Source organism: Peptostreptococcus porci (assembly GCF_009695815.1).
Lineage (GTDB): Bacteria > Bacillota > Clostridia > Peptostreptococcales > Peptostreptococcaceae > Peptostreptococcus > Peptostreptococcus porci.
Genome location: NZ_VUNE01000002.1, coordinates 297,570 through 315,269, shown reverse-complemented (window position 1 = coordinate 315,269; position 17,700 = coordinate 297,570). Strand labels below are relative to the sequence as shown.

12 protein-coding genes and 1 pseudogene are annotated in these 17,700 nt (G+C 33.3%); all 13 read left to right on the top strand.

Translation table 11 applies throughout. The features are described from left to right. Nucleotides 1–10 precede the first annotated feature (10 nt). The 13 genes and pseudogenes from FYJ71_RS05495 to FYJ71_RS05435 all read left to right on the top strand — a co-directional run bounded on the left by FYJ71_RS05495 (nt 11) and on the right by FYJ71_RS05435 (nt 17,529). Nucleotides 11–1,939 carry an ABC-F family ATP-binding cassette domain-containing protein gene (locus FYJ71_RS05495; RefSeq protein ID WP_154537811.1) on the top strand — a complete coding sequence of 643 codons (1,929 nt, stop codon included), beginning with the start codon at nt 11–13 and terminating at the stop codon, nt 1,937–1,939. Between the two features lie 292 nt (nt 1,940–2,231). Further along, nucleotides 2,232–2,867, top strand: coding sequence for a redox-sensing transcriptional repressor Rex (locus tag FYJ71_RS05490; RefSeq protein WP_154537810.1), 636 nt, complete (start codon nt 2,232–2,234; stop codon nt 2,865–2,867). A 218-nt stretch (nt 2,868–3,085) separates the two neighbouring features. After that, complete coding sequence (locus tag FYJ71_RS05485) at nt 3,086–3,253, top strand: DUF362 domain-containing protein (protein ID WP_091994965.1); 168 nt, start codon at nt 3,086–3,088, stop codon at nt 3,251–3,253. A 615-nt stretch (nt 3,254–3,868) separates the two neighbouring features. Beyond that, the gene (gluD, locus tag FYJ71_RS05480; RefSeq protein ID WP_154537809.1) at nt 3,869–5,122 is read left to right on the top strand and encodes an NAD-specific glutamate dehydrogenase; all 1,254 of its coding nucleotides are present in this window, start codon (nt 3,869–3,871) and stop codon (nt 5,120–5,122) included. A gap of 522 nt (nt 5,123–5,644) precedes the next feature. Continuing rightward, on the top strand, nt 5,645–5,863 hold the full coding sequence (locus FYJ71_RS05475) for a FeoA family protein (RefSeq protein ID WP_154537808.1): 219 nt from the start codon (nt 5,645–5,647) through the stop codon (nt 5,861–5,863). 221 nt (nt 5,864–6,084) lie between these two features. Further along, nucleotides 6,085–6,315, top strand: a complete 231-nt coding sequence (locus tag FYJ71_RS05470) for a FeoA family protein (protein WP_154537807.1) — start codon at nt 6,085–6,087, stop codon at nt 6,313–6,315. Nucleotides 6,316–6,430: 115 nt separating this feature from the next. Further along, a pseudogene (feoB, locus tag FYJ71_RS05465) lies at nt 6,431–8,583 on the top strand (ferrous iron transport protein B). Between the two features lie 18 nt (nt 8,584–8,601). After that, nucleotides 8,602–8,745 (top strand): FeoB-associated Cys-rich membrane protein, encoded by a 144-nt coding sequence (locus FYJ71_RS05460; protein WP_154537806.1) that lies wholly within the window; start codon nt 8,602–8,604, stop codon nt 8,743–8,745. Between the two features lie 243 nt (nt 8,746–8,988). After that, nucleotides 8,989–9,903 (top strand): aspartate carbamoyltransferase, encoded by a 915-nt coding sequence (pyrB, locus tag FYJ71_RS05455; RefSeq protein WP_154537805.1) that lies wholly within the window; start codon nt 8,989–8,991, stop codon nt 9,901–9,903. A 13-nt stretch (nt 9,904–9,916) separates the two neighbouring features. Continuing rightward, complete coding sequence (locus FYJ71_RS05450) at nt 9,917–10,606, top strand: dihydroorotate dehydrogenase electron transfer subunit (RefSeq protein ID WP_154537804.1); 690 nt, start codon at nt 9,917–9,919, stop codon at nt 10,604–10,606. Beyond that, a complete protein-coding gene (locus FYJ71_RS05445) occupies nt 10,606–11,508 on the top strand; it encodes a dihydroorotate dehydrogenase (RefSeq protein WP_154537803.1) in 903 nt (300 codons plus the stop codon). Before FYJ71_RS05450 ends, FYJ71_RS05445 begins: the two co-directional genes overlap by 1 nt. 59 nt (nt 11,509–11,567) lie before the next feature. Continuing rightward, nucleotides 11,568–12,152, top strand: coding sequence for an orotate phosphoribosyltransferase (pyrE, locus tag FYJ71_RS05440; RefSeq protein WP_154537802.1), 585 nt, complete (start codon nt 11,568–11,570; stop codon nt 12,150–12,152). Nucleotides 12,153–12,429: 277 nt separating this feature from the next. Next, nucleotides 12,430–17,529, top strand: a complete 5,100-nt coding sequence (locus FYJ71_RS05435; protein WP_154537801.1) for a SpaA isopeptide-forming pilin-related protein — start codon at nt 12,430–12,432, stop codon at nt 17,527–17,529. Nucleotides 17,530–17,700: the final 171 nt, after the last annotated feature.

Genomic DNA, 17,700 nt, shown 5'->3' with positions numbered 1-17,700 from the left:
GTGATATGCCTTGATAATACTATCATGTAACAATATAAACAAGAGTTTTGGAGTTGAATCGATATTGGAAGACATATCATTTTCCGTAAATGAGGGTGACAAAATTGGTATTGTAGGTGTAAATGGTACTGGTAAGACTACATTGTTCAAGATAATTACCGGTATATATGGATATGATAGTGGCGACATTTATACAGCAAAAAACTGTAGACTTGGTTATTTGGAGCAAAATACCAATCTGTATTCAGATCGCACTGTATATGAGGAAGTATTAAGTGTATTTTCAAATTTGGTGCAAGCGGAAGAAAATCTGAGAAAGCTTGAACATGAAATATCAGAACACTCGACTACAGAAAATACTGAAGAACTAGAAAATATGATGAATATGTACTCAAAGAAGCTTGAGGAGTTTGAAGAAAATAATGGGTATGGATATAAAAGTGAAGTCATTGGAACTCTGAGAGGGCTAGGCTTTAGAGATGATGAGATGGATAAAAAGGTCAATGTGCTTTCTGGTGGAGAAAAGACAAGGGTACTACTTGGAAAATTACTTTTGAGTAAGCCATCTTTATTGATGCTGGACGAACCTACAAACCATCTTGATTCAGAATCTGTAGAATGGCTAGAAGCGTTTCTCAGAGCATATAACGGAACTGTAATGACAATTTCTCATGACAGATATTTTTTGGATCAATCGGTTAATAGAATTTTTGAAATCAGTAATAGAAAGTTGACTACATATAATGGGAATTATACCGACTATCAAAAACAGTCAAAAATTCAAAAAGAGTTAGAGCAAAAAAGATACGAAAATCAACAAAGAGAAATCAAAAAGCAAGAAGAGTCTATAGAAAGGCTGAAGGCATATGGTAGAGAAAAACATCTAAAGAGAGCCAGAAGTAAAGAAAAAATGCTCGACAAAATCGACAGGTTAGATAGACCCGATGGCGATAAAAAGAGGGCTAAATTTAGATTTCAACGGTCACATCAAAGTGGAAGAGATGTATTACAAGTTGAGGACATATCAAAGTCATATAATGAAAAGAATATTTTTAAAGATGTATCATTTGATATTTACAGGGGTGAAAAAGTAGCTCTTATAGGTCCAAACGGAGTTGGTAAATCAACTTTGTTTAAAATGATAATGGGCGATGAAAAAAAATTGACTGGAGAGATACATATTGGTCAAAATGTAGAGATATCGTATTTTCATCAGGAGCAAAAAACATTGAATTTGAATAATACAATCATTGATGAAATATGGGATTCAAATCCAAAATTGAATCAGACAGATGTCAGAAATTTACTAGGAGCATTCCTATTTTACGGAGAAGATGTATTCAAGGAAATAAAGACATTGAGTGGTGGAGAGCGTGCCAGAGTAGCAATATTAAAGCTGATGTTATCGAATTCTAACCTACTATTGCTAGATGAACCGACAAACCATCTCGATATTGATTCTAAAGAGGTTTTGGAAGAGGCGATTGAAAATTATGATGGAACTGTTTTTACAATTTCACATGATAGATACTTTATCAATAAAATTGCTGATAAAATCCTTGTATTAAACAAAGACGGCATAACTGAATACTTGGGCAATTATGATTATTATCTTGAGAAGAAAAAGCAACAGCAGGAGATGCAAAAAATCGCTGACGATAATAATGTTGTTGGAGAAAAAACGAAAACAAAGATAAAGGAAGAACGAAGAAAAGAAAAGGAAAATAAACAAAAGGAAAATGAGAGGAAAAGGAATCTAAAAAATATTGAAAATGAAATAACAATCTTGGAAAAACAGATAGCGGGATTGGAATACTTGCTATGTGATGAAGAAATATATCTTTTTCCTGAAAAAATTGCAGAAGTTGGGCGAGAAAAAAATGAATACCAGCGAAAGCTAAATGAATTGTACGACAAATGGGAACGAATGATTGAGTAGGAAAGTATTTTGTTAAATTTTTTGTAAATTTTATGAAAACACTCTTTACTAATACTTATCAACTGTTGTATAATATCTTTAATAAAGCTGAATACCGAACTATGGCATAATTCTGTAGTTATAATATTAGTTTTTATAAAGATATTTAATTAACGAAAAAGTAGTTTTGATTTGACTATTTTTTATTATGAAATGATATGAGGACTTTTGATGTTTATAAAGCCTATGATTTGTATCATATGTGTGATAAATATCGAATATGCCAAAAATACTTAAAATATAGGAGGACAATATGGGAAATAAAAATATTTCTATGGCTGTAATCAGGAGATTACCAAAATACTATAGATACTTGGCTGATTTGTTGGCAAAGGATATTCAAAGAATTTCATCAAAAGAGCTAAGTGAAATAATTGGTTTTACAGCTTCTCAGATAAGACAAGACTTGAATAACTTTGGTGGATTTGGTCAACAAGGATATGGATATAATGTAGAAGCTCTACACAAAGAGATAGGGAAGATTCTCGGTTTAGACAGAAATTATAATGCGATATTAGTCGGAGCTGGAAATCTTGGGCAGGCTCTTACAAATTATACTGGTTTCAAGAATGCAGGGTTTGATATCAAGGCCGTTTTCGATGCTAATCCAAAGATGATAGGTCTAAAATTAAGAGATTATGAAATAATGGATTCTGATGAAATGGAAAAATACATCGTTGATAACGCAGTTGATATAGCTATTTTGTGTATTCCAAAAAATGGTGCTCAGGAAGTGGCAGACAAGTTGGTTAAGCTTGGAATAAAGGGAATCTGGAATTTCGCTCCTATAGATCTTGAGGTTCCAAATGACGTAATAGTTGAAAGTGTTAATTTAACAGAAAGTCTGTTTACGCTTTCTTATTTGATGAAGGAAGGCACTGAGATTTAATTTATTGTAAGTGACCTTGAGTTAATAGATATCGATTCTCAATAGAAAATAAAAATTCTGATATTCATAATATTTTAAAATGTTTATTCACTATATAGAGTGTATTTGATAGCTAATAAAAAAAATGATAAATTTTTGAAAAATCAATTGCAAATATTTATATACTTTGCTATAATAGTGTTGTCGATAAAATATTATGAAAAATGGAGGAATTAGATATGGCTTACGTAATTAAAGATACTTGTATTAGTTGTGGTGCATGTGCTTCTGAATGTCCAGTATCATGCATAACTGAAGGAGACATCTATGTAATAGATGGTGGAGCTTGTATAGACTGTGGTTCTTGTGCAGGTGTATGTCCAGTAGACGCTCCTCAGCCAGAATAATTAAGTTTACTAATTATTACCAACATACTCATGTATGTTGGTTTTTTCTTTTTTGTATTTTTTATTCACTTAATAGCTAGTTTTCCCTTTTTGTATTGCTCATTTATTTAATTCTCAGCATATTCTTTTTTACATTTCTATTTCTCTCAATACTCAGTTTTTCCAGCTTTTTTTAGAAATGATTGAGTTATACTTTATAAGAAAAACTTTGAAGTATTATTGACAACATTCGTATTTTTATGAAAATTTTGGCATTATTTTTTCTAAGAAATTTTTTTAAAAAAAATGATTAATATTTACCCAAATTAACAAAATACCAAATTTGATAAAATATTTTTATTAAAGAAAATTAAATACAAAATATAATAAAAAAATAATGGCAAAAACGATTGTTAATTAATAAATTATTGTACACTAATAGAAATAAATGTGCTATAATTACAAGTAGTGGTTAGGAAAATGTTTCTATGTTTCTTTTTTAAAGTTGTGTTAATTCAAATTATCACTATTTTTAGTGTGTTGAGAAATGCGATTTAAAAAGATTTGTTGGAAAATTCTCCTATCAGTACAATAATATTAAATTTAAGAGAACTTAATTCATAAGGAGGCTTACAAATGGCAAATGTATTTGAAATGGCACAGGCACAAGTTAAGAATGCTTGCGATAAGTTAGGAATGGAACCACAGGTTTACGAACTATTGAAAGAACCTAGAAGAGTTATTGAAGTTAATATCCCAGTTAAAATGGACGATGGTTCAATAAAGGTATTCAAAGGATACAGATCTCAGCATAATGATGCAGTAGGTCCAACTAAGGGTGGTATAAGATTCCATCAGAACGTTTCATTGGAAGAAGTTAAAGCTCTTTCTATCTGGATGACATTTAAGTGTTCAGTAACTGGTATACCTTACGGTGGTGGTAAGGGTGGTATCATAGTAGATCCATCTGAATTATCTACTGGAGAACTTGAAAGATTATCAAGAGGATATATCCAAGGTATATACAAATTAATAGGTGAAAAAGTTGATGTTCCAGCTCCAGACGTAAATACAAATGGTCAGATAATGTCATGGATGGTTGATGAATACAACAAGTTAACAGGTGTTTCTGCAATAGGTACTCTTACTGGTAAGCCATTAGATTTTGGTGGATCAGAAGGTAGAAATGAAGCAACTGGATACGGTGTTGCTGTTACTGCTAGAGAAGCTGCAAAGAAATTAGGAATTGATATGAAGCAGGCAAAGGTTGCTGTACAGGGATTCGGTAACGTTGGTGCTTACACAGTTAAGAATATTCAGAAGTTAGGCGGAACAGTTGTTGCTATAGCTGAATGGTGTAAAGAAGCTGGTTCTTATGCAATATACAAAGAAGATGGATTAGATTTCCAGGCTATGATGGATTACAGAGCTGAAAAGGGTAACCTATTAGATTTCCCTGGTTCAAAAGCTATTTCAATGGACGAATTCTGGGGATGCGATGTTGATATCGTTGTTCCTGCTGCTCTTGAAAACTCAATTGACGCTAGAGTTGCTGAATTAATAAAGGCTAAATTAGTTTGTGAAGCGGCTAATGGTCCTACAACTCCAGAAGGTGACGAAGTTCTTAACAGAAGAGGAATCGTTCTTACTCCAGATATCTTAACTAATGCTGGTGGTGTTACAGTTTCTTACTTCGAATGGGTACAGAACTTATACGGATACTACTGGTCAGAAAAAGAAGTTGAAGAAAAAGAAGATGTAGCAATGGTTAAAGCTTTCGAAGCACTTTGGAAGATCAAAGAAGAATACAATGTAACAGTTAGAGAAGCTGCTTATATGCATTCTGTAAAGAGAGTTGCTACAGCAATGAAGCTTAGAGGATGGTACTAAGATTTAAATCTATATTGAAAAAGTAATAAATAAAACAGATATTGGTTTCAATTATCAATAATATATTATTTTTTTACAATTACTTTAAAAGGAGATTGATTTCAATCTCCTTTTATAATGCACAACAAGGGACTTTGAATAATAATTGATTTAAATAGTATATATTTTTATAAAAAAATATTTATAATTATTTCTTTATGCAATTCATCTCGTAAAATTCATCACCTTTAGTTATCAAAGCCACACCTTTTTTGTTTTCTTTTACATTAAATATTATTTTGTGTCGCATTTTATCAATGCATAAAAAAATAAAATTAAAATAGAAAAAGAAATTTTAAAAAAAGAATTTTAAGGTAAGCATGATAATAATTTGTGATAATGTTGGAATGACATGCTTTTATATTCGATATATAAAATTGTAATCAAGCGGAAAATAATTTCAATAATAGATTGACAATGATAATAATTTGCCTTATACTAAAAATGTAATAATAATTTTGTTAAATATATTGGAGGAAAGAGATGAATTTAGCACTTGCACCGACTGGTGTTCAAATGAAAATTGTCAAGATAAAAATAAAAGATGAACAAAAAAAACAGTTAGCAAATATGGGATTTATTGAAGGTGCTGTGGTTTCAGTCGTTTCTTCTAATTCTGGAAACTTAATTGTAAATATCAAGGACAGTAGAGTAGGAATAGGAATGGATATTTCCCAAAGAATCATGGTTTCTCCAATATAGTAATATTGGATATTTTTTATTTTGTAAATGATAAAGAATATCATTATAAATTAAGTAAGTTTGATTTATTCAAACTACAATAAAATTTTTTAATCCATTATATTGTTATCACTAATAATGCTACATATCTAATTGTGTGGTATTTATTGTTATTTATTCGAGCATTATTATTTGGTTTAATATATGGAAATTAAAAAACTATTTAATATGGAGGTTAGGTAATGTTGACGTTAAGGGAATCCGAAGTAGGAAAAACTTACAAGGTAAAGAAAATTCATGGCGAAGGACCTTTAAAAAGAAGAGTTATGGACATGGGAATAACTAAGAATGCAGAGGTATTTATAAGGAAAGTTGCACCCTTGGGTGATCCTGTGCAGATTTCGTTAAGAGGTTATGAATTGACACTGAGAAAAGAAGATTCTTCGTTGGTTGAAATTGAACCAATTGACTAATGGTAATTGACGACATAAGCTGATTACATTTCCAACAAGGTATGTAATTGGTTGTTGCTGTTAATTGATTGAAAATGATAATCAAAATAAATAATATAATATGAAAGGGGAAAAAATGAGTATCACTATAGCATTAGCCGGAAATCCAAATAGTGGAAAGTCAACGCTTTTCAATGCGTTAACTGGCTCAAATCAGTATGTTGGAAACTGGCCTGGAGTAACCGTAGAAAAAAAGAAGGGAAATATAAAAAAGATAAGTCGATAAAAATTACCGATTTACCGGGAATTTATTCACTATCTCCTTATACACTTGAAGAAGTGGTTAGTAGGGAATATCTAATCAATGAAAAACCGGACGTTATCGTGAATGTGGTCGATGCGTCTAATATTGAAAGAAATCTATACTTATCTACGCAGCTATCAGAGATAGGAATACCTGTCGTTATTGCTTTAAACATGATGGATATCGTTCATAAAAACGGCGATAAGATAGATGTCGATAAGTTGAGTAGATTGTTGGGATATCCAATTGTGGAAATTTCTGCATTGAGAAATAAAAACATCGATAAAGTAATTGAAACTGCAATTAGTGTAGCAAAAACTAATCATGTTCATATCAATTCATTTGATGAGGATGTCGAAAAATATATTAAGGAAATTGAGTCACAGGTTTCAAGTGTAAGTATGTCTGAAAATAGTAGATGGTATGCAGTAAAGCTGTTTGAAGAGGATGAAAAGGCGACTGCGAATCTACAAATATCTGATGCAGAGAGAAAGACAGTAGAAGATATAATAAAAAGAGCTCAGGAAGAGTTTGACGATGATGGAGAGGGAATTATAACTGATAATAGATATACATTTATTTCTAGTGTTGTGGCAGATACCGTAAAAAAGGGTAGAAGCGGAATGACAACTAGTGACAAAATAGACAGTATTGTTACAAATAGATTTTTGGCAATCCCAATATTTGCTGCCATAATATTTTTGATATATTATGTTTCGGTAAGAATAGTTGGTGCAGATATTACCGATTGGGTAAATGATGACTTCTTTGGTGAGATGATAGGAGGATCTGTTAAAGCTTATTTGGAAGGCGCTAGCGTTGCACCTTGGCTTACAAGCTTGATTGTAGATGGTGTGATTGCCGGTGTGGGAGGAGTACTTGGTTTTACTCCTATTATAGCGACATTGTATCTATTCCTTTCAATATTGGAAGATATAGGGTATATGTCAAGAATTGCATTTATTCTCGATAGGATATTCCGTAAGTTTGGGCTATCTGGAAAATCATTTATTCCTATTTTGATAGGTACAGGATGTTCTGTTCCAGGAATAATGTCTACAAGAACTATAGAAAATGAAAACGATAGAAAGATGACGATTATAGTTGCATCATTTATGCCATGTGGTGCAAAAACAGATATTATTGCATTGTTTGCAGCCTCTGTTTTCGCTGGAGCCAATGGCTGGTGGTTTGCTCCAGTTTGCTATTTTGCTGGTATTCTTGCAGTTGTTATTTCAGGCTTAATTTTGAAAAAGACAAAAAGCTTTGCTGGAGACCCAGCACCATTCGTAATGGAATTGCCTGAATATCATATGCCGTTGGTTTCTAATGTATTGAGAACTACATGGGATAGAGTAAGAGCATTTATAGTAAAGGCAGGTACAGTTATTCTTTTAGCGACTATAGCAATTTGGTTCCTTCAAAATATATCAACTAGCTTCGAGTTTGTGGAATTTTCTGAGGACAGTAGCTCTATCTTGGAGGCGATAGGTAGAACATTTGCACCAATATTCAGCCCTCTTGGATTTGGAAACTGGGCAGCAACTGTTGCGACAATGACAGGGCTAGTTGCAAAAGAAGTTGTAGTATCTACTTTTGGTGTAGTAGCTGGATTGGGTGAAGTTGGACCAGATACTGATTCAATGATAAAATATGCAGCATCAGTTTTCACTATGGCTTCTGGTCTAAGCTTTATGCTTTTCAACCAGTTGTGTATACCATGTTTTGCAGCTGTTGGAGCAATAAGAGAAGAAATGCGTAGTGCAAAATGGACATGGTTCGCATTGGGATATCAGATGGTGTTTGCATACTCAATATCATTGATGGTATTCCAGTTTGCCAATGTGTTTTTATTAGGCAATCCGGCTACAGTATGGACTTACGTTGCAGGCGCCATATTTGTAGCAATGCTTTACCTAATGTTTAGAAAACCGAAAGAAGCAAAAGAAGGGGCAAAAAGTGCCGTTGCTGAAAGTGGTAAATAGTTTTTAGGAGGCGATAATATGAATTTGCCAACAATATTAGTATTGATAGTCTTGGCTGTTGTGGTTGGCTTTAGTATCAAAAAATTAAGAAAGAGCGGAGGATGCTCCGGTTGTAGTAAAAGTGGATGTGGATCCTGCTCAAGTGGCAAAGGCAACCATTAATATAGTAGTATCAATAATAAAATACAAAAACAGCAGCATATAGGCTGTAGAAATTTAGCGTTGATGATAATTTTCATACTTTATCGAAGGATGAGTGTGGAAATTTAATCAACGCTATTTTTTTTATTTTTGTAAACAATAAAAATAATGATTGACAAAACCACCAAAAAAATGATAATCTTTCTAAGAAGATATTTATTCTGTATTTTAATTTGGTCCCGTGAGGCCAAAAAGGAGGAAAATATGAAAAATAAACATTTAGTAAAGCCAGATGATTTCACAGTCGAAGAAATCGACTCAATAATTGAACTTGGTATGCAAATTAAACAAAATCCAAGAGAATATATAAAGGTATGTGAAGGATATTTAATGGCTACTTTATTCTATGAACCGTCAACGAGAACTAGACTTAGCTTTGAATCTGCTATGAGTAGATTGGGAGGGAAGATAATAGGCTTTTCAGATCCAAATGCTTCATCTGTTTCAAAGGGAGAAAGCTTGGAAGATACGATTACGACGGTATCTAAATATGTGGATATTATTGCGATGAGACATCCACAATCTGGTGCTGCTCAACAGGCAGCTTCAGTCAGTAGTGTTCCATTCATCAATGCTGGTGATGGAGGAAATCAACACCCAACTCAGACTTTAACAGATTTACTTACAATAAAATCATGTATGAAAAGGCTAGACAACCTTACAATAGGAATGTGTGGCGATTTAAAATACGGAAGAACAGTACATTCTTTGGCAAAGGCGATGTCGAGATACAAAAACATCAAATTTGTGTTTATTTCTCCGGAAGAATTAAAAATGCCCGAATACGTATTGAATGATTTGGGCGATACTCAATTCATTGAAACCAATAGTTTAGACGATTCAATTGCAGAGCTGGACATACTATATATGACAAGAATCCAAAGAGAAAGATTTGAAGATAGAGATGAATACGAAAGATTGAAAGACGTATATATTCTTGATTCAAAAAAAATGGAGAATGCAAAGTCAGATATGATAGTAATGCATCCACTACCTAGAGTCAATGAAATTTCGACTGATGTTGATATCGATAGCAGGGCGATGTATTTTGAGCAAGCTCAGTATGGAATGTATGTCAGAATGGCATTGATAATGAAGCTGCTTGGTATAAGTAAGTAAGGAGATAGATTGAATGATATATAATGTTTTAGACAATAAATATGTGGGCGAAGGAATGTTTCACATAAAGATTGAGGGCTCGTTTGAGGCAAAGATGGGTCAATTTTTTATGCTAAGAGCTTGGGACAAATATCCGTTACTTTCTAGACCAATAAGTATATATGATATAGATGAGGAGGGCATTAGCTTTCTCTATAAGGTCGTAGGTGAGGGAACAAAAATAATCTCAAATCTCAAAAAAGGCGATGAAATTGAATTACAAGGTCCGTATGGAAACGGATTTGAAAAAGTAGGTGGAAGAGTTGCTTTGATAGGTGGTGGTGTAGGAATCGCACCACTCTACATGGTTGCAAAAAATATTCCTAACTGCGACGTTTATTTAGGATTTAGGGAAGATAGAATTGCTGTCGACGATTTTGAAAATGTATGTGATAATCTTTTTACGACTGTAGGGGATACATTTATTACAGATATTATCGATTTCAATAAATACGATCATTTAATTGTTTGTGGTCCAACTCCAATGATGAAAAAAATTTTGGATTTGACGAAGGATACGAATGTAAGGGTTCAGGTATCTCTGGAAAATCATATGGCTTGTGGCGTAGGTGCGTGCTTGGTGTGTACTTGCAAAACAAAAGATGGAAATAAGAGAACTTGCAAAGATGGACCGGTATTTTGGGGAGAGGACGTGATATTATAATGGCTGATTTAAAAGTAAATTTATGTGGAATAGAGTTAAAAAATCCCATCATCATGGCATCTGGAACGTTTGGATTTGGTAGAGAATATGGAGAAATCTATGACGTAAATTCTCTTGGCGGAATAAGTTCAAAAGGGCTTACATTTGAAAAACGAGATGGCAATAACGGGCTTAGAGTATATGAAACGCCATCTGGAATGATGAATAGTGTTGGTCTTGAGAACCCTGGTGTCAAAGGCTTTATCAAAAACGAGCTGCCGTCTTTTTCAAAGCTTGATACTTGTAGGATAGTAAATCTAGGCGGTGGATGCGAAGATGACTATGTAGAAGGCGCAAGGTTGCTGAATGACAAAGATTTTGATATTGTGGAATTGAATATATCATGTCCCAATGTAAAACATGGAGGAATGGCTTTTGGAATAAAATCAGAAGTAGCCAGAGAAGTTGTAAGAGCAGTTAGAAAAGCTACTTCAAAGCCTCTTATTGTCAAGCTATCACCTAATGCAGAGGATATAGTTGAAATGGCAAGGGTGTGTGAAGAAGAAGGTGCTGATGGAGTTTCACTGGTCAATACATTCAAGGCTCTTGCAATTGATGTGGAAAATAGACGACCTGTCTTTGAAAATATTACAGCAGGGCTTTCAGGACCAGCAATCAAGCCTATTGCGTTAAGAATGGTATATGAAGTGAGTAAGGCTGTAAAAATTCCGGTAATCGGTATGGGTGGCATTATGAGTGCCAGAGATGTAATAGAATTTATTATGGCTGGAGCAGCCTGTGTTCAAATAGGTACTGCAAATTTTGTCAATCCAACTATCGGAAAAGAAATAATAGATGAACTGAATTACTATATGGATTCAAGAGGAATAAAATCACTTGATGAAATTCGAGGAATAATATAAGGAACAATATAAGGGATAATATAAGAAATAATATATAGAAAAAGCAATTGGAGGATATAATGGAAAATAAGATAGATGTAATTGAAATACTAAAAGAATGTGATGCGCTATTAGAAGGACATTTTTTGCTTTCATCTGGAAAGCATTCAAATAGATATGTTCAATGTGCAAAGGTGCTAAGATTCCCAGACAAAGCTGAAAAAATACTTAGCCTGGTAGTAGAAAAGATTAAGGATTTGGATATAGATTTGGTCGTTGGTCCTGCAATGGGAGGCGTTATCGTTTCATATGAGCTAGGAAGACAGTTAGGAAAAGAAACTGTATTTACAGAAAGAAAAAATAATATAATGGAGCTTAGAAGAGGATTTGAAGTAAAACCAGGAGCTAGAATAATAATAGCCGAAGACGTGGTAACTACTGGTAAGTCTACAATTGAAACAAAAAAGGTTCTTGAAGGACTTGGTGGAAATGTAATCGGTGTTGCATGTATTGCAAATAGAACAAAGGATGATATTGGAATGCCTATATATAGTGCTATTGATATAGATATACAGGTGTATGAATCTGATGATTGTCCGTTATGTAATGAAGGAAAAATAGATTTGGTAAAGCCTGGAAGTAGAGAATTTAAAGATAATAAATAAGTCTTTTTATAGATTGATAAAATTGGAATGTAAACAATGGCGAGAGTATTCTCGCCATTGTTTTTTTCACATTCTATTCACACTCTAAAAGAAAAACAAGTCTTCTAAATTAAAAATGTAAAAGCAGAAAAATAAAACATAAAAAATACAAATTGTTTTGCAAATAAATATAGAATATATTTTTATCTATATTGTTTTTTAAATAAATTTAGTATATAATAAAAATGTTTGATTTTTATAACTTAAATATTAGATTTTATGAAATGGAGAATTAATTATGAGAAAAAAGCGAGGCAATATATATGCATATATATTGATGGCATTTGTATTTTTATTAGGGGAATGTTTATCTGCTTTTGCAGACACTTCTAATAGTAGTTCAAGTAGTAGCATAACCAATATAACAAATCCTAATGGAACTACAACTACTATCACTAAAGAAGAATCTATTTTCAAGTATATTTTTGATCCAATAACCATAAAAATACCGGGTGTTACCAAGAATTATAATCAAGATGGTGCATTAAAAAAGAAAGAGGTCGTTGTAAATGATTCCACAGGAGAAACCAAGATAATATGGGAATATCAGACGACAATAGATGGTGTCGGCAATTATATAAACAGTATTGAAAATAATTTTATGGCGTCTGAAAGCTCCGATCTTGGTGAACCTAAAATTATATCTATAAAGAAAGACGGAGTAGAACTATCGGATAAGACAATAACGAATTTTGCTACATCGGATTTCAAGTCCGCAACTAGTAAGCTACCAATCCAAAATGGAACATATACATATCTAATAGAGACTCCGATTAAAGTTCCTGGAAACCAATACACATTAGATTATAATTCAAAAGTAACGTATCAAGCAACTCCAGGCACAACTTTGGTCAGTAATGGTGAACAGTCTATAATAAATACGAATGAAGAAAAAGAAATACTGACGTCAGGTAGTCTAACGCAACCCATAGGTGCAGGAGATGTCTTGCATAATCTAAAAATGAATACAGTCAATACTACAAATGATTCAAGGGTCAGTGGAAAGTATCGTGATTCCAATGACAGAGTCATAGAATGGACGAAGTCAAGACTAAATACGTCTACATCAAATCAAAACTATGAGTTTGATGTAGCTGTCGATTCATCTCAATCCGTTCATGAACACAAGATGATGATATACCAGCTTGGAGCAGATGGTGGTTATACATTGTTGTCAGAAAAAACATATTCACAAAGTCAAGTATCAAACAATAAAATAACAGTCGATAATGTTCCATCAGGAGCAGAGGTGGTCGTAAAGACGATAACAAATGTATCAAATGAAAAGAAAAACCATACTATTACAGGAGCAGAGTTGGAAGCATTAAAGGGCGATTTGATAATAAATAAAAATTGGGCAACGGGAACTACTCCAGTAGAGGTGTTGTTTACAGTTAATGGTGGATCGTTTAATAATGTTAAAAAAAATCTATCTGTTGGTCAAACTACAATTTCAATACCAGATGTTCCAAAATTTGAGGGAAGTGGCTCAATAGCTACAAAGAAACGTATATCATATGAGGTAGAAGAAGACATACAATCAGGTTATATGCTTTCATCAGCGGAGTTCGATTGGGAAAATTTGAAATATACATTTAACAATAAAAAAGACGAAACAAAATACACACCTCCAGCATCTGGTCAGTATGGTATAACATCTATTGAGCCAGTAGATATTAACTATATAAAATATCAAAGTGGAAGCACTGTTTGGGGTGGATTCAGTGGGCATTTAAAAATGGCTTTTAAGATACCTCCATATGCAAGAGAGGGAGATAGCTTTACGGTGGAGATTCCAGCAGATTTAAAGCTTGACCACTCTGCCAATCCTAATAAAGAGTGGACACCTGTTGTGGATCCTAATACAGGCAAAACAATTGCAAAGGTATACCATACAGAGGATAGAAAAATAAAATTTGTTTTGACAAAAGATGCATACTCAGTTCAAGAATATGATGGTTGGTACACTATTGGAAATAATTCAGGAAATATAATTCAGAAAAATAATGATACATCATTTAGAGGTCCATATTTGACCGGTGTGGCTCCAAATCTACCTGAATGGTATGCATGGGAAAACACCAAGTCTACAATTATAAATAAAAATTTATCGTTTAAAACGAGTTATGTAGGTGGAAGTATTAACAGTGAAAGTACAGTTGAGACGAATGGACGCTTAAACGCTACGAACAATGGATCAAATCAAGGAGATTTACACGAGTTTGACGGTGTTAATAAATATGAGTATGCACAAACTGAAGATTCTATAACATGGGATTTGATGTACAACACAGGTGGTAGTGACATAGGAAATAAATCAAACTATTTTTGGGATTTGATTCATCCTCAAATGAGTCTATATACTTATGGTAATGTTGACAGAAGTATTCCAGAAGATATAGAATTTTATATTGCAGATGCCACTGCAGCAGCATCATATACCAATCCAGTAAAGATGAAGTTTAAAGGAACATCGCAGAAGAGTGGTAGGACACAGTATCACTATTTCCTTCCACGTGCTGACGGAAGAGAATATGGAGTTGCTGTATTTATCAAACCTGAAAATACATCCAACCCAAGCTTTGATGGGTTCACATCAAATAATACATTAGAGTTTTACTATGAGAACCTTCAAAATAAGGCATTGGTCGCACGTATTAAGATGAGAAAAGGTTCCTTAACAAATGGATATTTTTATTACAATGCTGCGCAAAAAGCGCATTACAGTGGTGTTGGTGGATCACAAAAAATATACCGTCGTGCCACTGATACTGGCGCTATGGGTGGTGCGTATCCAACCGACTGGTATTCAGTAAAATTCAAAAAAATACACACATCAAATGGAGTGAAAAGACCTCTAGTTGGAACTATATTTACCATTTACAAAGACGGAAACCCATACAGTACAGTTCATTCAGATGAAAATGGTATAGTTCAGTTTGATAATCTATTTGCTGGAACATATACCTTCAAAGAAGTAGAAGCGAATTCTGGATATATGTTAGATCCGACTGTACATACTCTTACTATCACTAACAGTCAAAATATAACGATTGATGGAAATAAATACGATGAAAATAACATTCCTGAAATAGACAATAAGAAGTTGACGAGTCTACGTGTAAATAAGTATAGTCAAAAAGATATGAACATACTTAAGGGCGCAGTATTCAGGTTAAAAAGCAAGGATAGTGATAAGTATAATGTGACTGTTGGAGAAAATACAGATGTAAATTCATTTGTATTCCCTAACCTAGACAGAGGTAGATACATATTGGAGGAAATCAGTTCTCCATTGGGACACAAAAAAATATCTCCAATCGAAGTTGAAGTCTATGAAGAAAATGGAACGTTAAAAATACGAAAAATTTCGGATCCAAACAACACATTAACCAGCAATTTGACGGAGAAAAATGGATCGTTTAGTATAGATGTTGTCGATGAAGTAAAACTTGCAAAGTTTACAGTATCAAAGCGTATAAATGGAATTGAAAATTATGGTAGATTTATAAATGGAGAAATGGAGTTTAGACTGACTAAAGTTGGAGATGACACTTTTGAGCCAAGAAAAATTAGACAAAATGCAAATGAAAACTTTACTTTTGAATTATTGCCAAAGGGAGAATACCTATTGGAGGAAGTCAATGCACCAGAAGGATATGTAGAGGACAAAAATGCAATTTACAAAATTATAGTTGATGATGATGCCAATATTCATTTCTTCAAATTATCCTCTGCAAATACCAACTATGTGATTGCAGATTCATCAAAGAGTCTGATAAAGCATCAGCTATTGAGCCAACATCCTGATAGCTCAACTGACAACAATGCTATAGATGGAAATTTGAATACATCTTCTATATGGAATAATACCGATCCAAACAACACACTGGGCGGAAATGGTACAGACAATATAAGAGTTGGAACATACGTTGGAATAGATTTGGGCAGTGCAAAGTTGGTAAGTGCGGTTAAATTCTTGCAAGGACAACCTTCTAACAACAATGATAGAATGCAAGAGTTCAGTATGGAATATTCGCTGGACAATGCTAATTGGCAAGTGTACAAGCGATACAACAATGACAACTCACGTCAAGGTGATGTCAGTGAAAATGATTTGGCTATATACGCTAGATATATCAGGTTTGTAAATAATAAGGAAGTCTTGAATAAATGGTTTGCAATCAAGGAGATAAGTGCAAAAACTTATAACAATGTAACAAATACGATTACGCCTTCGATGCAAGAAAATACAAATTCTGATAACAATATAGCTCTTGTAGGCAATATTCAAAATCCTTCTTTGATATTGGAAAAAGTTGATACAAATAAAAATCCAATAAACGATAATAATCAAGGAAAAGAATATAATGCAAAGTTTAATCTGTATAAAATACCGGATAATGCTAGTAGCGTAACGGAAGAACAGATTCATTCATTAGTACCTGTTCAAGAGTTTACATTAAATCATGGTAGGGTAGAGTTGCCACAACTGGCAGACAAGCTAGGTCGTTATGCTTTGGTTGAGATTGAAGCACCTCAGGGATATACAAAGGTGGATACAATATTGTTGGATCTGGTTGAAACTCAGCAAGAGCATGGTGGAGGAGTAATGAAGAATACAACTGCTTGGAAGGTTGTTGGAAACTCCACTTTGGTAGGTAATTCTAATGCAAATACGTCAGGCGGATTTCCTATATATTCAGGGTCATCTGAAACAAACAAAATATTTGTAGACTATAGCCAGCTTTCTTCAAACAAAATCACTTTAAAAGTGAAGAATGAAAGAAATGCGAAAAAGGTAAAATTAAAAATACAAAAAATCAACAAGAATGGAGATCCGATTGTTAGAAGAGATTCTATAAATTCTGCAAGACTAATGATAACTAAAGATCCTGATATAGCTACGGAAAATGGTGCATATAATGGTCAAATAGCGAACTTGAGTTCAGAGGATGCCAGCTTCACATTTAATAATAAGAACGACAATTTTGAGAGTGGATTGTACTATTTGAGAGAGTTGAGAGCTCCAACTGGGTATAAGTTGCTAAATAAGGCAATACCATTCTATATTGAGAGCAGTGGAAATATCATTATTCCAGCAAAGTTGAAAGATGGATCAACCACTGAATATGTTGTTGACAGCAATTTTTCTCTGGCTGATAAGGTCAAAATAGTGAAAGCTGTTGAAAGTGATGTAGTGCAAATACAATTGGTAAATGATGAAGGCACGTATCCAAAAACTGGAGGCGACGGAGCTTTGAAATTTATATTTGTAGGAGGTCTGTTGATGGTATTTGCTGTCATTGGATTATCAAGACATAAACGATACAGCTAAAAAATAATAGGACCTCATTTAATATGAACCGACTCTCAAAAGTTAGAGCCCAAAATCTAATGATTGAGAGATCGGTTCTTTATTTTCATTATATGGTATACTAGTGTATCAAGTTCTTGTTAAATTTCTAATAATAATGTATAATATATATGATAACGATATCATAATAAT